We start from the raw sequence: 20,314 nt of genomic DNA, 5'->3' as shown, positions 1-20,314 counted from the left end.
CGGTATAGGTGAGCCTGGACGCCGCAGCTGCAGCCGGATATTACGCGGACCGACCGCCCGAAAACACTCAGACCAGCCAGCTCCACCAGCGCGACCGCTCCGGTTCCGGCGTCGGCTCTGGTTCCGGTTCTTCACCCAAAGCCAGCGCTGCCTCGACGAGGTCTACTCCGGTGAGGGTCATGACGGCCTCCCGATCGAGTGCATCCAGACTTTGAGCCTCATCAAGCGAGAGCCGCAGGGCCTGTCGGTTGAGTGCCTGCTCGAACAACGTGCGGGCAAAGCGTGCGTTACCGGAGTCCTCCCCGGCATGGAGCCCGGCAAGGATTCGACGCAGCATCTGGTCCGCACCGGGTTCCAAAATGTACTCGTGCTGGGCCAGCATACGGTGGAATATGGTCTGCAACTCATCAACGGAGTAGTTGGGGAACGTGATCTCCCGGGCGAAACGTGAACGGAGTCCGGGGTTGGAGAGCAGAAAAGCTTCCATCAGGCGCGGGTAGCCGGCCACAATCACCACAAGCCGATGGCGGTGATCCTCCATTCGCTTGAGCAAGACCTCGATTGCTTCGGGGCCGAAGTCCATTCGGCCATCTTCCGGTGCCAGCGCGTAGGCCTCGTCGATGAATAAGACACCATCGAGCGCTCGTCGGATCACGCGGTCTGTCTTGATGGCAGTCGCCCCAACATACTGCCCCACCAGGCCCGAGCGATCCACCTCAACCAAATGCCCTTTTTGCAATAAACCCACCGCGCGGTACATCTCGGCCAGGAGCCGGGCCACGGTGGTCTTGCCCGTCCCCGGGTTTCCCAAAAACACCAAATGCTGAGACGTGGCAACTTCCGGGAGGCCGTGAGCCTTACGGCGGGCCTGGACTTGGAGCAAGGCGACCAAGGCCCGCACCTGTTCCTTCACGGTCTCCAGGCCCACCAGCGAGTCCAGTTCGGACTGCACCTCCGAAAGTGGCCGGGCCGGCCCGGGCCTTGCGCCCGTGACATCACCTATTAGATCGTCCACGCGTTCCGAGCCGGACAACTTGAGCTGATTGGCCAAGTGGCCAATGGTCTCACGCAGGTCATCAAGCGGATTGCGGCTGGCTGCCATACATCCACTGTAGGGCAGAAGTGGCTGAAGGGTCCGGTATGCCTAAGTTACATCAAACGTTTCTGATATATTAGTTAAGTATTAGCGTCTACGAAAGACCCTTACTCAACGAGGAGTACACAGCATGCAGCAACTCGCGCATCGACTCGACCGGCTTGGCACCGAAACCGCCTTTAGCGTCGCCCAAGCGGCAGCGGCTTGGAAGGCCAAAGGAAACCTGGTTTTCCCCTTCCACCTCGGCGACATCAACATCCCCACCGCCCCGCACATCATCGAAGCTATGACCAAAGCCATCGCTGACGGCTACACGGGCTACTGCCCCGGCCCCGGCATCCCTCAACTGCGCGAAGCCCTCGCCGAGGACCTCGGTTCACGCCGCGGCATCACCCTCTCCCCCGACAACGTCGTGGTGATGACCGGCGGTAAACCCGTCATCACCAAGTTCCTGCAGGCAGTGATGAACCCCGGGCAGGAAGTGCTCTACCCGAACCCTGGATTCCCGATCTACGAGTCTCAGATCGAATACCTCGGCGGCACGGCGGTACCGTACCGCTACCTCCCCACCAGCCAGGGCTTCTCGATTGACCTCGACCAGGTACGCGCATCCATCACCCCGAACACCGTAGCGATCATCTACAACGATCTACAGAACCCCATCTCTGCAGAGTCCACCACGGCCGAACGTGAAGCCATCGCCCACATCGCACAAGAGCACAACCTCTGGGTGCTCTCCGACGAGGCCTACTTCGAAACCCGCTACGAGGGTGTCTCCAGCTCAATCGCATCCATCCCGGGAATGGCCGAGCGAACCGTCATCCTCTACACCTTCAGCAAGAAGTTCGCCATGACAGGCTCACGCCTCGGCTGCGCCGTCGCGCCCCTCGAAATCGCCAAAGTACTCAGCACCCTCAACACCAACGACGAATCCTGCACCACTCACTACGTACAGTGGGCGGGTATCGAAGCACTCCGCGGCACCCAGGAACCCGTCCAGCAGATGTTGGACATCCTGCGTGAACGCCGGGATGCAGCCTGTGAGCTCGTGAACTCCGTCCCCGGGATGCACGTCGCAGTGCCGCAGTCCACGTTCTACCTGTTCCCGGACGTCACCGACGTCATGGAGAAGATGGGATACACGGCAGTGGGCGACTTCGCCAGCGACGCCCTCTACAAAACCGGAGTTTCCTTCTGCACCCGTGAGCACTTCGGCCGACGCCAACCCGGAGAAGAGCGGCAGTACATCCGCCTCGCCTACTCAGGCATCGACGTCGCTGACATCCGTGACGGCCTTGGCCGCCTCCGCGACTGGATGGTGACCGCATGAGCCGCGTCGTCGTCACGGGACGCATCCCCGAGGCTGCCATTGAAAAGCTTCGGGCCGAACACGACGTCGATGCCTGGGCTGGTCCCCAGACCATCACCCGCGAAGAACTTCTGCGCCGCGTAGCCGGAGCCGATGCCATAGTGTCCCTGCTCACCGAGCGCGTCGACGCAGAACTGCTCGAGGCCGCCGGCCCGCAGCTCAAAGTCGTGGCGAACGTCGCCGTCGGCTATGACAACATCGACGTGCCCGCCTGCACTCAACGGGGAATTGTGGCCACCAACACCCCCGGTGTCCTCACCGAGGCCACGGCCGACATCGCGTTCGGGCTCATCCTCATGGCCACCCGCCGACTCGGCGAGGGCGAACGACTCATCCGCTCCGGCCAAGCTTGGAAGTGGGGCATGTTCTTCCTCCTCGGGTCCAGCCTGCAAGGCAAGACCCTCGGCATCGTAGGCATGGGCGGCATCGGCCAAGCCACCGCACGCCGGGCCAAAGCCTTCGGCATGGAAATCGTCTACCAGTCCCGCAGCGAAGTCGACCCCGTCATCGCCGCCGAACTCGGCGCCCGCCGCGTCGATCTCGACGAGCTGCTGGCCGTTGCCGACGTCGTCTCCCTGCACTGCCCGTACGGTCCCGCCACTCATCACCTGATCGGGGCCGAACAACTCGCTGCAATGAAGAATTCTGCATTCCTCATCAACACTGCGCGCGGACCCATCGTGAATGAAGATGCGCTGGCAACAGCCCTCCGAGAGGGTGTAATTGCCGGTGCCGGGCTCGACGTCTTCGAGAAAGAGCCAAGCGTTCACCCCGAACTTCTTGGGCTGGACAATGTTGCGCTCGTGCCACACCTCGGCTCAGCCACCGTGGAGACACGCACAGCCATGGCCATGCTCGCCGCTGATAACGCACTGGCAGTGTTGAGCGGAGAACAACCACCCGCGCCCATCGCATAGGGCGTCGGGGCCAACATAAATGTGGTCGCCAGTCAGTTCCGGAGGTTGGAGTTCAGTAGGGTTGGAAGAACCAAGAGCGAGGACAACCCTTATGAACACCCCTGCCAGCAAGACTGCCGTAGACCGGCACTACGACCTGGTGATCATCGGCACCGGGTCCGGGAATTCCATTCCCGGACCCGGGTTCGAGGACCAATCGATCGCGATCATCGAGAAGGCTTCCTTCGGCGGGACCTGCCTGAACGTAGGCTGCATCCCCACGAAGATGTACGTTCACACCGCCGACGTCGCACTGCAGACCGCGGAGTCCGGAAGGCTGGGCTTGGAGGCTGAGGTCAACTCCGTTGACTGGCCAGGCATGGTGAGCCGCATCTTCGGGAACCGGATCGATGCCATCTCCGCTGCCGGTGAAGAGTATCGCCGCGGACCGCAGACCCCAAACATCGACGTCTATGACCAGCACGCCGTTTTCGTTGGTGATCGTACGTTGCGAACCGGCCAAGGGGTCCACCAGCGAACCATCTCGGGCGACCGGATCGTCGTCGCGGCCGGCTCCCGACCCGTTATTCCCGGGGCCATCGCCGACTCCGGCGTGCGGTACCACACCAATGAGGACATCATGCGGATTCCGCAGCTGCCCAAATCCCTGGTGATCATTGGCGGAGGCTACATTGCCATGGAGTTCGCCCACGTCTTCGACGCCCTTGGCACGGACGTCACAATCATCGCCCGCTCCACGCTCCTGAAGAACCTCGATGAGGACCTTCACGATCGTTTCAACACCCTGGCCGCCAAACGCTTCGATGTCCGGTTCGGCAGGACCACCGTTGGCGCCGATCAGAGCGATGATGGTATTTCCGTCAGGCTCGACGACGGCTCCACCGCCACCGGGGAGGTACTGCTGGTAGCCGCCGGGCGCACCCCCAACGGAGACCTGCTGGACCTACCTTCCGGCGGGATCGACATGACCAATGACGGGCGCATCAAGGTCGATGAGTACGGCCGGTCGAGCTCCGCCGACGGCGTGTGGGCTCTTGGCGACGTCTCCTCGCCCTACATGCTCAAGCATGTAGCCAACGCAGAGATGCGCGCCGTCCGCCACAATCTGTTGAACCCGGACAAGCTTCAGGAAATGCCTCACCGCCATGTCCCCGCCGCCGTTTTCACGCATCCCCAGATTGCCACGGTAGGCATGACCGAATCCCAAGCCCGCGAACACGGCCATAACGTCACCGTCAAAGTCCAGGACTACGGGGACGTGGCCTTTGGGTGGGCCCTGGAAGACACAACCGGCATCTGCAAGCTGATAGCCGATCAGGACACCGGCAAACTCCTCGGCGCCCACTACATGGGCCCACAAGCATCCACCCTGATCCAGCAAATGATCACTGTCCTGGCCTTCGACCTCGACGTACGTCAATTCGCCGCCAATCAATACTGGATTCACCCCGCGCTGCCCGAAGTCACCGAAAACGCCCTGCTTGGTCTCACCTTCAACTGACCAGAACACCACGTCACACGTCCGCGCACACCGAAGCTACGCAGACACTAACTCCTTGTGGGCAGGGCGAGCTTGAAAACTTTAGCCCACGCAGATCCCACCTGTTTCAGCAGCGGCCCCGTGGTGTACTTCAGACCGTAGCGACCGCAGATCTCACGGACCTTGGGCGCGATCTCGGCGTAGCGGTTGGACGGCAGATCCGGGAAGAGGTGGTGCTCGATTTGATGCGACAGGTTTCCGGTCATCAGGTGCATGAACCGGGGCCCTGAGATGTTGGCCGATCCGATCATCTGACGTACGTACCAGTCGCCGCGGGTTTCACCTTCCACCATTTCCTCGGTGAACGTGTCGGTTCCCTCGGGAAAGTGGCCACAGAAAATGACAGCGTGGGCCCAGACATTACGGATAGCGTTGGCAGTCAGTGTGCCGTATAGGGCTTGCTTCCCGGAGCCTGTAAGCATGGCCAAGGCAGGAGTGGCGGCGTAGTCCTTAGCGAACTGTTTGACCGCCTTTCGCCCCAGCGCTTTGAGATCCTTGTTCATGGCCTCCTTGGATTTCAGGCCTTCTTTGTACTCGGGGATCTCCAAGTCGTAAATGGCTATGCCCCATTCGAAGACGGGCGCGAGCAAGGCGTTATACAGGGGATTGCCCAGGTTAAAAGGCTTCCATTCCTGATCGGGATCCATCCGCAGAAGGTTGTACCCGACGTCGCGATCCTTGCCCACCACGTTGGTCCAGCGGTGGTGAAGATCGTTATGAGTGTGCTGCCACGAGCGCGAGGGGGTAACGAAGTCCCATTCCCACGTGGTGGAGTGGATGTCCGGGTCTCTCATCCAATCCCACTGCCCGTGGAGGATGTTGTGGCCTAGTTCCATATTCTCCAGAATTTTTGCCACGCTGAGGAGCGTTGTGCCGGTGAACCAGGCTGCCTTGTTCCTACCCACCAGCAGCGCGGCACGACCGGAGATTTCCAACCCCCGTTGGATCTTGATCATGCGCCTGATGTAGGCGGCGTCGCTGGAGCCTCGCTTGCCAAGGATTTCGTCACGGATGGCATCGAGCTCGCGGCCCAGCTGGGCTACTTGTTCGTCGCTCAGGTGGGCTGCCGCAGGTGGCCGCACTGTCGGCCTGCCGGCCTCGGCAAGGGCACCGGGCCGGGTCTTGGGCCCGACGGCGGTGGCGGAGCTCTTGGCTGAAACTACTGACATGCGGTGGTACTCCTCAAATTCCGAGGTTGACGGGTCCGGCAGCTGCCGAGACGCACGTTTGGATGAGTTCCCCAGGTGCCCCGCGGACCTCACCGGTACGAAGATCGCGGACCCTTCCGGCGAGCAGCGGGGTGAGGCAGCTGTGACAAATGCCCATGCGACATCCGCTGGGCATCAGCACCCCTGCGTCCTCCCCGACGTCGAGAATGGGAACGTTGCCGCCTGCAAGGACCTCGCGGTCGGAAGCCTCAAATGTCACTATGCCACCTTCGCCTCCGTCCCCTCCCCGGAGTTCAGTGCTGAACCGCTCAATCGTCAGCGAACCCACTTCTTTTACACCCTTGGATTCGTTCGCGGAAGCAGCGGCACCGGCCAGCGCCGCCTGGTTCCACATGGCTTCCGCGTCATCTAGGAAGGACTCGGGGCCGCACGCATACGCCGCCCTGGCCCGCCAGTCCGGGCAAACCTCCTCCAACACGGCCGTGGACGTGAAGTTCATGCGGCCACGGCCTTCGGTGTGCCATTGGACAAGCCGGAAGTTAGGAAATTGATCAGCAAGTTCAGCCAGTTCCTCCCGGAAGATACTGTCGCCTTGCCCGCGGGAAGAGTGGATCAGCACAACGTTCGCATCGGGCCGGCTTGGGACAAGCGTCCGGATCATTGACATGACGGGCGTGATGCCGCTTCCCGCCGTGAGCATCAGGAGTGAACGGGGGTGCTCAGGGAGGACAAAGTCGCCCTGGGGTGGAGCCAAAAAGAGGACATCACCCACCTTCGTTTTGCGGACCAGAGTTCCTGACACGGATCCAACGTCAGTGACAGTAATAGCCGGGTCCTTGCCGGCCGGTGAACTCAGGGAATAGGACCGCCAATGGCGAACCCCGTTGAGCTCTACACCTATCCGCGCCCACTGACCGGCCAGGTGGGCATGCCAGCCGCGGCCGGGCCGAAAGAAAATAGTGGCCGATTGGGCCGTCTCATGGACAACCTCCGTGACCACCCCGCGCAACTGACGGGACGAAAAGACAGGGTTGAAAAGCGCCAGGACATCCTCCGGCGCAAGCGGGGTGGTCAAAACCGAGGCTATGCGGGCCAGTGGTCTGAAGCGGACGATGAGCTGCTCCTCGCAACGACAGAGAACAAGAATCCGACCACTTCGGCCGGAAGAGGCTTATGTGGCCCATGCCGGTTCAGTAGGACTGAGAGTATTATCATCACCGGATTCTGCGCAAACCGCCACTTGGAGACCCAACGCCTCCCTGAGGTCGAACCGACATCAAGCCACGGCCACCGGGTCATCAAGGGGATGCAGACTGCTAGCCTCACCTCATGCGCACAACGTCTGCACGAGACAAACGCACCGCCAGCGGACAGCGCGTACTAATCCTGACCGCTGGCGTGGGATCCGGGCATAACAGCGCCGCGGCGGCGGTGCAGCAAGCATGCGCCGCGCGCGCTGACATCGCCGAGGTGCTGGTGCTGGACGTGCTGCAGGTGAGCAGCGTCCTCTACCGCGCACTCTTGAGCCGGGGCTACTTCGTCCTCGTGGAAGGCCTGCCGTGGCTCGTCGAATGGGGCTACGACATCAGCAACCCGCCGTTCCGTCGCCGTGGCCCGATTGACCCCTGGACGCGGGTCAACGCCAGTCCGGTTGTTGGTGCGATCAAGCGGTTCCGGCCCACCGCGATTGTGTGCACACATTTCCTTCCGGCCCAGCTGTTGGCCGCACTGCTTCTCCGCGGCCTGATCGATGCGAAGACAGCTGTGGTCACCACCGATTACGACTTTCAAGGCTTGTGGCTCTCCGGGGCATTCCACAAGATCTTTGTGGCCCGGGAAGAAGGAAAGGTGGAGCTGATGGCGCTTGGTCTTCCTTCCGACCGTGTGACTGCCACGGGGATCCCCATCAAGAAACAGCTCAGTCCGGGGCCCGTACGCGATTCCAACAAGCCACCCATGCTGCTCATCTCTGCGGGTGCGACCGGTGGCGACTACGCTGTCTCGGTGGTTCGGCAGACACTGCATATGCGCTCAGCCTTCACGGCCACAGTGGTGTGCGGCCACAATGATGCGCTGCGGCAGCGCATCGGGGCACTCGTGGCGTCGGCCGGCGACCGCTACAGCGTTCTTGGCTTCACAGCGGAAATGCCGCAGCTGCTGCAGCGGGCGGACCTGTTCGTGGGCAAACCGGGCGGGCTGTCGGCGTCGGAATGCATGGCCGCGGGTCTCCCCATGGTCCTTGTGAACCCGATCCCTGGTCAGGAAGTACGCAACGGCGATTACCTCATGGAGCAGGGGGCAGCCGTACGCTGCAACACCGCCGCAACGATCGGCTGGAAGATCGACCAGGTACTGCGCGATCCCGGCCGGTTGCAGAAGATGCAGGCGGCGGCGCAGAGAACAGGCCGCCCTGACGCCGCAGCCGACGTACTAAGCGAGCTGCTGGGCGGGCCCTCCAGGCCGCTGGTAGTGACGCGCGCGGCACAAAGGACCATCCTTGCCGCCAGCGAGAACCGCTTTGTCGCAACCGACCTCACGGGACCTTCCTCTTTGATGCGCTTGGTCGACCAGGCTTCGGGCAGCACGGTTGCACTTCTTCAGGAAGATGAGCTGCCGGATCTGCAGAAGCGGTACTCGACGCCGGACGGAGACTTGGTGCTCCGGCGCGGCCGGGCGTCCCTGCTTCTCCGTTGGGAGCAACGGAGGTTGCTCCGCGCCATGTTGAGGGGCGACGACGCACTTCCTGTCCGTGTCGAAGGGCCGTTGGCGCCGTTCCGCGACCTCCATGGGTAACTGGCAAAACCCCATCGGTGGACCTGCCCACCAGCTGCTTCGCCGCTTCACCAGCTCTGTCCCCAAGCATCCGGTGGTTAGGCTTGGTCAATGGCAACAGTTATTCTTGTGCGGCACGGCCGCACCACGGCCAATGCAACTGGACTGCTGGCCGGGCGGGCCCTTGGTGTCGACCTGGACCAGGTGGGCCGCGAACAGGCGGCTCAGACAGCTGACCGGCTCGCGGCCGTCCCGGTAGTCGCGGTCGTATCGAGCCCCCTTGAGCGCTGCCAACAGACGGCCCGGCTCATCATCGACCGCCAGGCCGGCACGCCGTACGCGCCGGTCGACCCCGATCTCACCGAGTGCGATTACGGCCAGTGGCAGGGCCGCTCCCTCAGCGACCTGGCCACCGAGACTTTGTGGCCGGTTGTGCAATCGCAACCAGCCGCCGTCGTGTTTCCCGGTGGTGAATCCATGGCGGCAATGCAGGCTCGTTCCGTGGCAGCGATTCGACGTCACGATGCGGCCTTCGAAGCCGAGCACGGGCCAGGTGCCGTATGGGTTGCCGTAAGTCATGGCGACGTTATCAAGTCGATCCTCGCCGACGCGCTCGGCATGCACCTTGACCTGTTTCAGCGAATCAACGTGGGCCCTGCCTCTGTTTCGATCGTGCGCTACGGCCCTAGCCGGCCGAGCGTATACGCGACCAACACAGACGCGGGTGATCTGTCATGGCTTACAAATATTGTCCCCGCCGGGGATGCGCCAGTGGGCGGCGGTGTGGGGCACAACGCTCTGTGAACCTTATGTGCCTAAAATACAGACATGCCTACACTTGTTCACGAGTTTGCCTGGCCTGATCGGGTCGTTGTTGGCACCATCGGACTTCCAGGGTCGCGGACCTTCTACCTGCAGGTGCGTACGGGAAAGCAAATGGTGAGTGTTGCTTTGGAGAAGCAGCAGTCGGCTCTGCTCGCGGATAAGATCGACGAAATCCTCGATCAGCTCATCACCGTCCAACGCAACCCGTTCAGCGTTCCCACAAGTACTCCCCCTGAACTTGTAGACAATGACCCTCTGGAAGCCGTTGAAGAACAGTTCCGCACAGGCGCCATGAGCTTGGGCTGGGATCCAACCACTGCGCAGGTTGTCATCGAGGCGTACCCCATCGCTGACCTCGATGACGACGACGAACCACGTGATGAGGACGGCTCCAACGCGGCCGAAATGTTGCTGGTGCGCATGCCCGTAGGCACCGCCCGCGCTTTCGCCAAACGCACCCGGGAGATCGTCGGGGCCGGACGACCCGCGTGCCCGCTGTGCGGTCTCCCCATGGACGCCGACGGGCACGTCTGCGCCCTTCCCGAGGCCTGATGCCCGCGCCGGAGCTCATGACCGCCGAGCTGACACTCACCGGCCGCATTACGACGGCGTCGAACGCTACCTTCCTGGGCAGCATCGCCGACGTCGACGTCGTCTACAAGCCCATAGCAGGCGAAAGCCCGCTATGGGATTTTCCGCACGGATGCCTGGCTCACCGCGAAGTAGCCGCCTACCTGGTCTCGCAGGTTTTCGACTGGGACATCGTGCCACGCACCTGGCTACGCGATGGTCCCCTGGGTGCTGGAATGGTGCAGCTCTGGCAGGAGCAAGACCCCACCCAGCGCGCAGTGAACCTGCTCGCGACGGAGCACGTACCGGAGACGGGATGGAAACACGTCCTCGAAGGACAGGATGAGAACGGACGGATGGTTTCCCTCGTTCACGAAGACTCGGCCGCGCTCAGGCGAATGGCTGTGTTCGATGCGGTGGTCAACAACGCCGACCGGAAAGGCGACCACATCCTCGCCATGACGGACGGCGTCCGGCACGGCGTGGACCATGGACTGACCTTCCACCAGGACCACAAGCTGCGCACGGTGCTGTGGGGCTGGCTGGGCGATGCTCTTACGGACGAGGAACTCGAAGGCATCGATCGTGTGACCGAAGGACTGCAGGGTGGACTCGGCCGGGACCTGGCCGACTTGCTCAGCGCCGAAGAAATCGCATCGCTCACCACTCGGTGCGAGCGGTTGCGCGCGGCAGGGCGCTTTCCGGCTCCGAGCGGGGAGATGCCGGCCGTGCCCTGGCCCCTGTTTTAGGGAACCAGGTCCGGCTGGCCCCCTCAACAAACGCCCAACATCAGGCAGGCTGCTTGCTGGTTACCAAGGCCGCCTCCAGTGCAGGCACGCCTTGGCCCGCCGCCTCATACAGCCAATCGTTGTACTGGAAGTCGTTGTCCTTGCGGCTCTTGAACAGCAAGTTGCGCAGTGTCCGCGCGAGGCCGGAAACGTGCCAGGACTCGCCCCAGACGCGGGCGGTGCGCTGGACCCGGGCTGTCCTGGTGGCGCGGGCGGAATTGAACGCGGCAAGCGCTTCATCCCACGCGGCCGGGTTGACGCCGTCAGCGGTGAAGACGGTGCCTGCGGTGACGTCTTGCAGCACGGCGGCGTCTTCGAGGGCCTGGCAGGCACCTTGGGCAAGGTACTGGAGCATGGGGTGGGCGGCGTCGCCCATCAGAACCATACGGCCGGCGACCCAGTTTTCAATGGGGTCGCGATCGTACATGGGCCAGCGGATGCCCGTGCCGAGGTTCGCAAGAGCCGCCTGCACCGCCGGAACACAGTCCTGGTAGGCGGCCTGCAGCTCGTCCACTCCGCCGTATTGTTCTTCACCGCGCTCGAAGGACGGCGATTTGAAAACGGCCACAGTGTTCAGCAGCTCCCCCTTGCGCAGGGGGTACTGCACCAGGTGACAGTCCGGGCCGAGATAAACCACGACGTCTTCGAGGTCCGCAGCAGGGGTTTCCGACGTAATGGGCACGGTTCCCCTGTATGCCACGTAAGCGGAGGAAACGGGTTCATCCGAGGCCACCAGCGGGCGCAGCGTGGACTTCAATCCGTCGGCAGCGATCACCACATCGGCTTCATAGTCCACACCCGACGCGGTGTGCACTACTCCCCTGCCGTTCACCGTTTCCACGCCGTTCACCATGACATCGTTGATGAGCTTCACCCCGGCAGCTTCACAGCCTTCAAGGAGAACCCGGTGCAGGTCGCTGCGGTGGATCACCACGTACGGTGCGCCGTACCGGTCCTTGAACTCCCCCTGAAGCGACTGCCTCGTCAGCTCTTCTCCGGTAACAGCATCCCGGAACACCAAGTGCTTGGGCTGGACACCGATTTCCAGTGCCTTCTCCAGCAAGCCCCAGCGCTTTAGGACACGGGATGCATTCGGTGCCATTTGCAGGCCGGCGCCTACCTCGCCGAACTCGGGCGCCCGCTCTACCAGCGTGACGTTGGCGCCGTTTTCGCGGAGGGCCAGGGCGCCTGCAAGGCCGGCCATGCCTCCTCCCACAACCAGGACGTCAGTGGAATTGAGGTACTCAGACATTGTGTGCTCCTTGGGAGATGGTGAGTTTGATTTTGAGTCCGACGCCGGCCAGGAGGACCGCGGCAATCGCTGCGGCTCCGGCAAACGCGAGGAAGTTTGAGTTGACGCCCATTCCGGCTGCCAGAAGGAGGCCACCCACTTGGGGTGCGATGACAGCCCCGATCCGGCCGGTGCCCAACGCCCAGCCAAGCGCTGTCCCCCGCAGGTGGTCGGGATAGTGGCTGGCCACCGCGGCGATGATGAGGCACTGGGTGCCATGGGTTCCGACGCCGGCAAGCACCAGTGCGGCATAGACGACGCTAACGGGCGGGCTGGCCAGGAGAACGGCCAGTCCGACGGCGGCGACGGCGGCTGCCGTTATGGCCGTCGGAATCGGCCCGAAGCGTGTGCCCGCCCATGCCGTGATGACCGATCCGGCAACGGCACCGAGGTTCAGTGCCAGCGCAAAGGTGAGAGCCGATCCCAGGTTGTAGCCCGCCAACTGCATCAGATTGGGCAGCCACGTGCCCAAGCCATACCAGGCGAACAAGGTGGCGATGGTGGCGAGGGCAAAGAGCATGCTGACACCCAGGTAAGGGGCGCGGAGCAGAGTACCGAAACCAGAGGAGTTCTTGGACTTAGTACGCTTCATCGAGCCCGGCGTCAGCGTCTCCGGGATGTACTTCAAGCCCAGCGGCACCACGATCACCAGCGCCAGGACAGCCACCAGGAACATCACCTCCCACCCGAAAGCGGGGATCAGGGGAATTCCCACCAGCGCGGCCAGAGAGCCGCCGATCGGGACGCCGGACATCATGAGCGTGGCGATGGTGGAGCGCCATTTTGTGGGGACCAACTCCTCCACCAAGGCATTGGCCGATGGCACCAGCCCGCCAAGCCCGACGCCGGCCAGGAGGCGAAGGGCACCAAAGACCGCCGCATTGGGAGCAAACGCACACAGGATGGTGAAGATCGAAAAGACGATCGCGCACCCGAGGATTGTCTTGCGCCGTCCCCAGGAGTCGGCCATCCGGCCTGCAAAGATCGCTCCGATCATCATGCCGAGGAATGCCATGGACCCAATGGTCCCGGCGGTGGCTTTGGTCAGGCCCCAGCCGGTCTCGGAGATCAGGGAGGCCTGGACGGTGCCGTAGACAATGAGGGCGTAGCCGTCGAAAACCACCAGAAGCCAGCACACCAGGACGGCTAGTGCCGAGCCTTTGGAAAACCGCGGACCGGCCTCAGTGCTGGGAACAGCAGCGGCGACGATTCTGGAGGATGCCTCTTGCGACGCTGCAGCGGGAAGTGAGTGATTCATCCCACCACTTTCGGAAGGGTCAGGCAAACAAGGCCATAGAATTCTGTTGTGCAGAACAACTCAGCCTCGAAGCAGCGCGGGATACCGGCCCAGAACCGGAAACCTGTCCAGAAACGGCCCACGTATTCCATCGAGGCTGTGGACAATGCTTTACAGCTCCTCCAGCTTCTTCGCGACGGCGGTGCCCTTCGACTCAAGGACGCAGCAGCCGAGCTGGGTGTTGCACCTTCTACTGCCCACAGGCTTCTGGCAATGCTCGTGTATCGCGGCTTCGCCGTCCAGGACGAAAACCGCCGGTACGTCCCCGGGCCGGCCATGGGCGTGGGCCCGGCAGGACTGAGCTGGACCCGGCTCCTGAGGGACCTGGCACAGCCTCACATGGAGCTCTTGTCTTCGCGGCTCGATGAGACAGTTAACTTGATGGTGCGCGTGGGCACGAAAGTGAGGTTCCTCGCTACCGTGGAAGGCAGCAACGTCCTGCGCATCGGTGACCGGCAAGGAACGGTGATGCCTGCCAACAGAACATCAGGTGGCAAGGTGATGCTGGCAGAACTGGAACCTGGCATGATCGAGCAACTGTTCCGAAGCCAGAATGCCGAAATCGGCGGCGACACCATTCCCGACGCCGAGTATCCGGCGTTTCTGCGGGAGCTGGACACTATCCGCGGCAACGGATTCGCGGCCAACTTCGAGGGCACGGAGGAAGGCGTTAGCGCACTCGGGATGGCACTCCACAACCGGCATGGGCACGTGGTGGGCGCGCTCAGCGTCGCCACGCCTGCCACCCGGTTCCGTAAAGTGTTCGACGCCGGATTGGTCGCCGCCCTGCGCGAGACCTGCCGACAACTTGAAGTGGACATCGCGGCTAACCCGGCCGACGGAGCCGAATAGGATCCACAACGCGACCACCCCGGCGTTAGTTATTCTGCACAGCAGAAACTTCTCTGTCTCCCGTCGGGCCCTCCGTAGGGTCGAACTACGCCAACACCGTTCGGACCCTATCGAGGAGGCCCCCGTGTCCATCACCGCCGAGAACACGACTCATGAATCAGTGGCCGCCAGCCACGCCTTGCCTGAGCCCACACCGGAGGAAGCTGCCCAGTTGGAGCAGCTGTATAAGGACTTCGCTGCCGGGAACATGGTTCCGTTATGGACGGAGATCGGCGATCTGATGCCGATGGTTCCCACCCCGAAGGCCGTCCCGCATGTGTGGCGTTGGAATGACTTGTATCCACTGGCCGCACGTGCGGGTGATCTGGTTCCCGTGGGCCGCGGTGGAGAACGGCGGGCCATAGCGCTGGCGAACCCCGGCCTCGCCGGCACCCCATATGCCACGCCGACGTTGTGGGCCGCGATCCAGTACCTGGGCGCCCATGAGGTTGCTCCGGAGCACCGCCATTCGCAGAACGCGTTCCGTTTCGTCGTCGAGGGCGAGGGTGTGTGGACTGTGGTGAACGGGGATCCGGTGGCGATGCGTCGCGGCGATTTCCTGCTCACCCCGGGCTGGAACTTCCACGGCCACCACAATGACACCGATCAACCCATGGCGTGGATCGATGGCCTGGACATACCGTTTGTGCACTACGCCGATGCCGGGTTCTTTGAGTTCGGCACCGAACGTGTCACCGACGAAGCCACACCGGACCTTTCCCGTTCCGAACGGCTCTGGGCCCACCCCGGCCTGCGCCCCCTCTCCGGCCTTGATGACACCACCAACTCCCCCATTGCCGCGTACCGCTGGGAACACACGGACGCAGCCCTCCGCGAGCAGCTCCTCCTCGAAGACGAGGGCCACCCTGCCACGGTGTCCCAGGGCCATGCCGCCATCCGGTACTCAAACCCAACCACCGGCGGGGACGTGATGCCCACCATCCGGGCCGAGTTCCACCGCCTCCGCGCCGGCGCCGCCACCGAGCCGCTCCGCGAGGTCGGATCCAGTGTCTGGCAGGTCTTTGAGGGCACCGGCACCGTCGTGTTGAACGGCGAGACCAAGCAGCTGGCCAAGGGCGACTTGTTCGTGGTCCCGTCCTGGCAGGAGTGGTCCTTGCAGTCCGAAACAGAGTTTGATCTGTTCCGCTTCAGTGACGCCCCCATCTTTGAACGACTGAACTTCAACCGCAGCTACACCGAAGGACGCAAGTAAATGAGACTCCTCACCCTCCGCACCGAAAACGCCGCCGGCAAAGGCACCGTGGCCGTCCGCCAGGACGGCGACACCCTCACGGAGATCACCGGCTTCGCCGATGTCGGCGCGCTGCTGCAGGATCCCGCTTGGGCAACCACTGCTGCGGCGGCCAACGGCGCAACGCACGCGCTCGACGGCGCCGACCTCGCCGCCGTCGTGCCCACACCGGGGAAGATCATCTGCGTGGGTCACAACTACCGCAACCACATCAAGGAAATGGGCCGGGAAATCCCGGAGCACCCCACCTTGTTTGCGAAGTACACCGAATCGCTGATCGGCCCGAATGATGACCTCGCGTTGCCGCAGGAATCGGACACCGTGGACTGGGAAGCCGAACTCGCCGTGATCATCGGCAAGAAGGGCCGCCGCATCGCCGAGGCCGACGCCGCGGACCACATTGCCGGGTACGCGGTCCTGAACGACGTCTCCATGCGCGACTACCAGTTCCGCACCATCCAGTGGCTGCAGGGCAAGACGTGGGAGAACTCCACCCCGTTCGGGCCGGCCCTGGTCACCAAGGACGAATTCACCGCCGGTCCGCTCATGACCTCGGCCGTGGACGGGGAAGTTCAGCAGTCCACCCCCACCGGCGACCTGGTCTTCACCCCTGAGTTCCTGGTCTCCTACATCTCCACCATCATCACCCTGAACCCGGGTGACGTGATCGCGACCGGCACGCCCGGCGGTGTGGGCCACGCCCAGGATCCTAAGCGGTACCTTCAGGAAGGCCAGCTCCTGGTCACCACCATCGAGGGCCTGGGCCAGCTGAACAACCGCGTGGTCAAGGAAGCCTGATGGTCGCCCGCCACGATCTCGCCACCGATCCGCGCTTGCAGGAAGACCTCCTGCAGGCGCGGCGGGGCACCGCCTTCTTCGCCCGCAAACTGAACGAACTCTCCGATGCAGAACTCGACGGCGGCGCCCTCCTTCCGGACTGGACCCGCCGCCATGTGGTGGCGCACGTGGGGTACAACGCCCGCGCGATCGCCCGCCTGGTCGAGTGGGCGGCCACCGGCGTCGAAACGCCGATGTATCCCTCCCCTGAGGCGCGGAATCACGAGATCGCTTTCGGCGCTACGTTGTCGCCGATTGCGTTGCGGAACCTGTTCGACCATTCCGCGGTGCACCTATCCGTGGAATGGCGCGACCTCCACGACAAGAACTGGGCCGAGGAGGTCCGCACCGCGCAAGGCAGGACAGTCCCCGCCTCGGAAACCGTGTGGATGCGGACCCGCGAAGTGTGGGTCCACGCCGTGGATCTGGACAACGGAGCCACCTTCAACGACATCCCGGCCCCGGTCCTCGAACGTTTGCTCAAAGACATCACCGGCGCATGGAAAACCCGCGGAACCGGCACCGGACTCCTCATCACAGTAGATGACACGGAGTTGACGTTCGGCGACACTGCCGCCGCAGACCCGACGCTCATCAGCGGCACCCTGCCCGCCGTCGTCGAATGGGCCACCGGCCGCGGCTCCAACGGCGTCAATGCCGACGGGCCACTCACCCAAGGAACGACGCCAGCTGCCCCGAAGTGGATTTAGCCGCGGCTGAGGGTCACCGCGGCTGACGGGTTTACTGTTGAGAAAGCAGGGAGAGTCCGGCTGTCAGTGTGGTGCTTGAGATTCCGGTGCCGCTATTTCTGGCCTGATAGCAGAATGCCTCGTATAGCTGTTACGGGCACGGCGCCGAAGTCTCGGGAGTCGATGGACACGCCGCGGTTATCCCCCATAACAAACACGCTGCCCATGGCCACCTCTTCCGGACCGAAATAGGTCGCGTCTATGCGGCTGTGGTCCACATAGGGCTCAGGGATGGCAACGTCGTCAACATAAAGTTCCGCGTCACGGATAGCAACGCTTTCTCCTTCACCGGCAACGACCCGTTTGATCACTGTTTGGCCGTCCACGGGGCTGGCGAAGGCGACCACTACGCCCGCTCGAAGCCAGCCCGCCGCTACACCAGGCTTGTACAAGAGCACTACCGATCCCGACGGGATAGTAGGTTCCATACTGTTGGACGAAACTATGAGAGGCTCCACCAGCCATAGACGCGCGGCAATGATGATCAAGACGGGAACCAAGGCAATAGTCAGCAAACGCGGCCAGTGCCACGGGACTCCCGGTTCCTGAACCTCTGCCTTCGGGTGCACGGGATGTGTGTCACTCCCTAATAACTTGCGGTTGGTCAATCTTCTTCTTCGTCCCACTGTGCCTTTGCCGCAGTCATGGGATCGTATGGGTCCGGGTCCGGAACTGCGGGGCCTACGCGGAATTGGGCCATCATGTCGTGATCTTCATGGGGCAAATTGTGGCAATGCATCATGTAGAGCCCCTTATGGGGGGTGAACTTCATCAGCAGCCGCACAACCTCATTCTCACCCACATACACCACGTCCTTGGGGCCGCGCTCGTAGGCGAACGGCGCCCTTCCGTTGCGGCTAATGATCTGGAAATCGACCAAATGGATATGCAATGGATGGAACCACCCACCGGATTTGTTCTCGATCTCCCACATCTCTACTGAGTTGAGTGCGGGATCAGCGACTACTTTCTTGTAACCGCTAGCTATGACGTCCTGCCAGCTGTCGTCATTAATAGTCCACATGTTGGTGGTATCGCTTCTCTTGACCCGGAACCGCCGCGTCTTCACGGATTGCCCTGCGGTCAAGGCCATGGTTTCGCTACCCACCAGTGTTGTTGGGATCCGATTCCAGGTTGGGTCCGAGGTATCAACGGGTTCATCAGTGATGTCGAAGGCCATGATCTTGTTGGTGAAGTCGTAGTCTACGTTGTTGGGGTTGGACAGGTTCCGGAGCTCGATTCGCTGCCCCGTCTTGTACTTTCTGAAATCGATCAGGACCTCGTAGCGTTCAGCTCCTGCGTGCCGGTAGTTGGACACGCTTTGCGCCTGCGGTATCAAACCTCCGTCTGTTCCAACGACCACCATTGGATCGCCTGTACTGAGCGCCGGTCGCAGGGACCGTGAAATGGAAGCGTTCAGGAAACGGAAGCGATAAACACGCTTCTGCACCTTCATCACGGGCCATGGTTTACCGTTCACCAGAATCACATCACCCCAAAGGCCCGAGTGGCTGTTGTCGTCGTAACCCAGGGACCCGTTCGCAGCGAACATAGCATCACTGATAGTTACAGCCACGTCGTATCGGCCTTGCGGAAGCAGTTTCCGTTCGAGCGGATCGTGCATGTGGTACTGCGCGGCTAGGCCGGAGTAGGCGTTTATTGCCGTGAAGTGCACTCCGTGATCGTGATACCACAGGGTGCGTGCTGGCTGGAAGTTGGGGTAATGGTAGTCCTTGTAGAAGCCGGGATGAGTGATGTCGCTGGCGTAGCCGTCATAGTGTGGCAGTGACGCGGACCCGTGCAGATGAGTAGACGTTGACAGAGCATGCCCGTCCAAAGCATGGTTGGCCGGTAGCTGATTCCGAACCCTCAGGATGGCCTTAGTGCCTTGGTCCAAACTGATGGTCGGCCCTGGAAATAGGCCGTTATAGCCGAGAATGGGCGTTGCCAAGCGCGGTAGGATGCTGGCCATCGCGGCCTTCTCCGTCACCCTGTAGTAGTTCACGGGTAATCCGTCAGCAGGATCCTGACCCGTGGCATATGGTTCGAGGACCGGAGCCTGCGCAAAAGGCACTTGGAAGGGGCGAGGCATGTCCCGGTCGTTGAGCCTGCTTGCGGACTTCGCCTCAACTGTCGCGGGTAGCATGGCGCCTCCAGCGCCGAGTACTCCCAGCCCACCAATCAGCAGAACCTGGCGGCGTGAAATGGACATTGCCGGTCTCCTTTGTTCAGTACCTTGACTGTGCCCTACCCATCTTGGGTATTTCCTGCCGAAGACTATGGAATTCTTGGGGAAACCCTGAAGCCTCGTGAAAGCTTTCCGGCACTGCAACCCCTACTTGCTGCCTTTATGATGGCTGGTCCCTAGGGATAGTCCGGGTCCGCCAGGCATTTCCAGTGATAAGTCGATCGCTCGGTCCGGAAGCTCAAACACGAGTGTCTTGGTGACGATGTCTCCTTGGGGCGCAATTTTGGGGCCGGAAGAAGCCCAAACGGCTTTCCACCGCGCCTTGCCCAACGAGGAGACAGCGTACTCGGCCGGGTCGAAGGTCAGCCCGCCTGCCTCCATCGCTGTCAATTCCAGCAATATGCGGACGCGATGGAGTTCTTTTCCAGGTGGATTGGCCAGCGTGTCGGATCCAGTGGGTGGCGTCCAGCCGTCGTTCTCCAGCGGTATTACCCCGTGAATACGAGCAAGTCCGCCACTGACGGTCGCCGAGGCACCCAACGGGGCAGGAGCCGGCCGACGATCAACTGTCAGGATGTTGACCAGCAAAGCGCCCACCAATGCAAGCAGAACTATGGGAACAAGAATCTTCGGGTGCTTGAGCAATGCCGTCCGTGCCATAGCAATGAGTCTGGCGCCGACTTCTAGGGAATCCCTAGGAGTCGCCCCAGGTACTCCATACTCGGCAGCCTGTCCAAGGGGGAGGTGTCGGCTTCCGCCGGAA

Annotated in this window: 19 protein-coding genes; 11 read left to right on the top strand and 8 right to left on the bottom strand. The window is 62.4% G+C overall.

Annotation, left to right across the window (positions count from 1 at the left end; genetic code table 11):
• Positions 1–67: 67 nt before the first annotated feature.
• The gene (locus ACZ5J0_RS08980; protein ID WP_142939357.1) at positions 68–1,102 is read right to left on the bottom strand and encodes an AAA family ATPase; all 1,035 of its coding nucleotides are present in this window, start codon (positions 1,100–1,102) and stop codon (positions 68–70) included.
• A gap of 124 nt (positions 1,103–1,226) precedes the next feature.
• Here ACZ5J0_RS08980 and ACZ5J0_RS08975 point away from each other — a divergent pair, with 124 nt between their 5' ends.
• The 3 genes from ACZ5J0_RS08975 (at position 1,227) to mtr (ending at position 4,883) form a co-directional block, all read left to right on the top strand.
• Positions 1,227–2,426, top strand: a complete 1,200-nt coding sequence (locus ACZ5J0_RS08975; protein ID WP_166842091.1) for a pyridoxal phosphate-dependent aminotransferase — start codon at positions 1,227–1,229, stop codon at positions 2,424–2,426.
• Positions 2,423–3,382 carry a 2-hydroxyacid dehydrogenase gene (locus ACZ5J0_RS08970; protein WP_464094626.1) on the top strand — a complete coding sequence of 320 codons (960 nt, stop codon included), beginning with the start codon at positions 2,423–2,425 and terminating at the stop codon, positions 3,380–3,382. Before ACZ5J0_RS08975 ends, ACZ5J0_RS08970 begins: the two co-directional genes overlap by 4 nt.
• Before the next feature lie 91 nt (positions 3,383–3,473).
• Positions 3,474–4,883: a mycothione reductase gene (mtr, locus tag ACZ5J0_RS08965; protein WP_464094625.1), complete on the top strand. Its 1,410-nt coding sequence runs from the start codon at positions 3,474–3,476 to the stop codon at positions 4,881–4,883.
• 47 nt (positions 4,884–4,930) lie between these two features.
• On the opposite strand, the gene ACZ5J0_RS08960 is transcribed toward mtr, so the two are convergent.
• A complete protein-coding gene (locus tag ACZ5J0_RS08960; RefSeq protein ID WP_223942511.1) occupies positions 4,931–6,091 on the bottom strand; it encodes a fatty acid desaturase family protein in 1,161 nt (386 codons plus the stop codon).
• A gap of 13 nt (positions 6,092–6,104) precedes the next feature.
• Positions 6,105–7,205 carry a ferredoxin reductase gene (locus tag ACZ5J0_RS08955; protein WP_464094710.1) on the bottom strand — a complete coding sequence of 367 codons (1,101 nt, stop codon included), beginning with the start codon at positions 7,203–7,205 and terminating at the stop codon, positions 6,105–6,107.
• A 215-nt stretch (positions 7,206–7,420) separates the two neighbouring features.
• Here ACZ5J0_RS08955 and ACZ5J0_RS08950 point away from each other — a divergent pair, with 215 nt between their 5' ends.
• The 4 genes from ACZ5J0_RS08950 (at position 7,421) to ACZ5J0_RS08935 (ending at position 11,007) form a co-directional block, all read left to right on the top strand.
• Positions 7,421–8,884 carry an MGDG synthase family glycosyltransferase gene (locus ACZ5J0_RS08950; RefSeq protein WP_464094624.1) on the top strand — a complete coding sequence of 488 codons (1,464 nt, stop codon included), beginning with the start codon at positions 7,421–7,423 and terminating at the stop codon, positions 8,882–8,884.
• A 90-nt stretch (positions 8,885–8,974) separates the two neighbouring features.
• Positions 8,975–9,667: a histidine phosphatase family protein gene (locus ACZ5J0_RS08945; protein ID WP_142939364.1), complete on the top strand. Its 693-nt coding sequence runs from the start codon at positions 8,975–8,977 to the stop codon at positions 9,665–9,667.
• A gap of 24 nt (positions 9,668–9,691) precedes the next feature.
• Positions 9,692–10,240, top strand: coding sequence for a DUF3090 domain-containing protein (locus tag ACZ5J0_RS08940; protein ID WP_464094623.1), 549 nt, complete (start codon positions 9,692–9,694; stop codon positions 10,238–10,240).
• Positions 10,240–11,007 (top strand): SCO1664 family protein, encoded by a 768-nt coding sequence (locus ACZ5J0_RS08935; protein ID WP_142939366.1) that lies wholly within the window; start codon positions 10,240–10,242, stop codon positions 11,005–11,007. Before ACZ5J0_RS08940 ends, ACZ5J0_RS08935 begins: the two co-directional genes overlap by 1 nt.
• Positions 11,008–11,047: 40 nt before the next feature.
• Here the strand turns inward: ACZ5J0_RS08935 and ACZ5J0_RS08930 are convergent, their stop codons facing one another.
• Both ACZ5J0_RS08930 and ACZ5J0_RS08925 read right to left on the bottom strand, forming a co-directional pair.
• Positions 11,048–12,298 (bottom strand): FAD-dependent oxidoreductase, encoded by a 1,251-nt coding sequence (locus ACZ5J0_RS08930; RefSeq protein WP_464094622.1) that lies wholly within the window; start codon positions 12,296–12,298, stop codon positions 11,048–11,050.
• Positions 12,291–13,595 carry an MFS transporter gene (locus tag ACZ5J0_RS08925; RefSeq protein WP_464094621.1) on the bottom strand — a complete coding sequence of 435 codons (1,305 nt, stop codon included), beginning with the start codon at positions 13,593–13,595 and terminating at the stop codon, positions 12,291–12,293. Before ACZ5J0_RS08925 ends, ACZ5J0_RS08930 begins: the two co-directional genes overlap by 8 nt.
• A 48-nt stretch (positions 13,596–13,643) precedes the next feature.
• Between ACZ5J0_RS08925 and ACZ5J0_RS08920 the strand changes: the two genes are divergently transcribed.
• The 4 genes from ACZ5J0_RS08920 to ACZ5J0_RS08905 all read left to right on the top strand — a co-directional run bounded on the left by ACZ5J0_RS08920 (position 13,644) and on the right by ACZ5J0_RS08905 (position 17,324).
• Entirely contained in the window at positions 13,644–14,486 is an 843-nt protein-coding gene (locus ACZ5J0_RS08920) for an IclR family transcriptional regulator (protein WP_250819842.1), read from the top strand.
• 124 nt (positions 14,487–14,610) lie between these two features.
• Complete coding sequence (locus ACZ5J0_RS08915) at positions 14,611–15,738, top strand: cupin domain-containing protein (protein ID WP_464094620.1); 1,128 nt, start codon at positions 14,611–14,613, stop codon at positions 15,736–15,738.
• Positions 15,739–16,575: a fumarylacetoacetate hydrolase family protein gene (locus ACZ5J0_RS08910; protein WP_464094619.1), complete on the top strand. Its 837-nt coding sequence runs from the start codon at positions 15,739–15,741 to the stop codon at positions 16,573–16,575.
• Positions 16,575–17,324, top strand: coding sequence for a maleylpyruvate isomerase family mycothiol-dependent enzyme (locus ACZ5J0_RS08905; RefSeq protein ID WP_464094618.1), 750 nt, complete (start codon positions 16,575–16,577; stop codon positions 17,322–17,324). The genes ACZ5J0_RS08910 and ACZ5J0_RS08905 overlap by 1 nt, the downstream gene beginning before the upstream one ends.
• Before the next feature lie 92 nt (positions 17,325–17,416).
• Here ACZ5J0_RS08905 and lepB read toward each other — a convergent pair whose 3' ends face one another.
• The 3 genes from lepB to ACZ5J0_RS08890 form a co-directional block, all read right to left on the bottom strand.
• On the bottom strand, positions 17,417–17,932 hold the full coding sequence (gene lepB / locus ACZ5J0_RS08900; RefSeq protein ID WP_347877656.1) for a signal peptidase I: 516 nt from the start codon (positions 17,930–17,932) through the stop codon (positions 17,417–17,419).
• A gap of 35 nt (positions 17,933–17,967) precedes the next feature.
• The gene (locus ACZ5J0_RS08895; RefSeq protein ID WP_166842082.1) at positions 17,968–19,575 is read right to left on the bottom strand and encodes a multicopper oxidase family protein; all 1,608 of its coding nucleotides are present in this window, start codon (positions 19,573–19,575) and stop codon (positions 17,968–17,970) included.
• Positions 19,576–19,698: 123 nt separating this feature from the next.
• Positions 19,699–20,211 (bottom strand): hypothetical protein, encoded by a 513-nt coding sequence (locus tag ACZ5J0_RS08890; protein WP_166842081.1) that lies wholly within the window; start codon positions 20,209–20,211, stop codon positions 19,699–19,701.
• Positions 20,212–20,314: the final 103 nt, after the last annotated feature.

The organism is Arthrobacter sp. DualSoilB13, from assembly GCF_055389195.1.
The sequence above is the reverse complement of the archived record's forward strand: the minus strand, read 5'-3'. Positions and strand labels throughout refer to the sequence as shown.

Excerpts from the sequence above, each read along its gene's own strand:
- mtr (WP_464094625.1), top strand. The coding sequence starts at position 3,474 with ATGAACACCCCTGCCAGCAAGACTGCCGTAGACCGGCACTACGACCTG.
- ACZ5J0_RS08940 (WP_464094623.1), top strand. The coding sequence starts at position 9,692 with ATGCCTACACTTGTTCACGAGTTTGCCTGGCCTGATCGGGTCGTTGTT.
- ACZ5J0_RS08950 (WP_464094624.1), top strand. The coding sequence starts at position 7,421 with ATGCGCACAACGTCTGCACGAGACAAACGCACCGCCAGCGGACAGCGC.
- ACZ5J0_RS08980 (WP_142939357.1), bottom strand. The coding sequence starts at position 1,102 with ATGGCAGCCAGCCGCAATCCGCTTGATGACCTGCGTGAGACCATTGGC.
- ACZ5J0_RS08895 (WP_166842082.1), bottom strand. The coding sequence starts at position 19,575 with ATGTCCATTTCACGCCGCCAGGTTCTGCTGATTGGTGGGCTGGGAGTA.
- ACZ5J0_RS08930 (WP_464094622.1), bottom strand. The coding sequence starts at position 12,298 with ATGTCTGAGTACCTCAATTCCACTGACGTCCTGGTTGTGGGAGGAGGC.
- ACZ5J0_RS08975 (WP_166842091.1), top strand. The coding sequence starts at position 1,227 with ATGCAGCAACTCGCGCATCGACTCGACCGGCTTGGCACCGAAACCGCC.
- ACZ5J0_RS08925 (WP_464094621.1), bottom strand. The coding sequence starts at position 13,595 with ATGAATCACTCACTTCCCGCTGCAGCGTCGCAAGAGGCATCCTCCAGA.
- ACZ5J0_RS08960 (WP_223942511.1), bottom strand. The coding sequence starts at position 6,091 with ATGTCAGTAGTTTCAGCCAAGAGCTCCGCCACCGCCGTCGGGCCCAAG.
- ACZ5J0_RS08970 (WP_464094626.1), top strand. The coding sequence starts at position 2,423 with ATGAGCCGCGTCGTCGTCACGGGACGCATCCCCGAGGCTGCCATTGAA.
- ACZ5J0_RS08890 (WP_166842081.1), bottom strand. The coding sequence starts at position 20,211 with ATGGCACGGACGGCATTGCTCAAGCACCCGAAGATTCTTGTTCCCATA.
- ACZ5J0_RS08905 (WP_464094618.1), top strand. The coding sequence starts at position 16,575 with ATGGTCGCCCGCCACGATCTCGCCACCGATCCGCGCTTGCAGGAAGAC.
- ACZ5J0_RS08945 (WP_142939364.1), top strand. The coding sequence starts at position 8,975 with ATGGCAACAGTTATTCTTGTGCGGCACGGCCGCACCACGGCCAATGCA.
- ACZ5J0_RS08935 (WP_142939366.1), top strand. The coding sequence starts at position 10,240 with ATGCCCGCGCCGGAGCTCATGACCGCCGAGCTGACACTCACCGGCCGC.
- ACZ5J0_RS08910 (WP_464094619.1), top strand. The coding sequence starts at position 15,739 with ATGAGACTCCTCACCCTCCGCACCGAAAACGCCGCCGGCAAAGGCACC.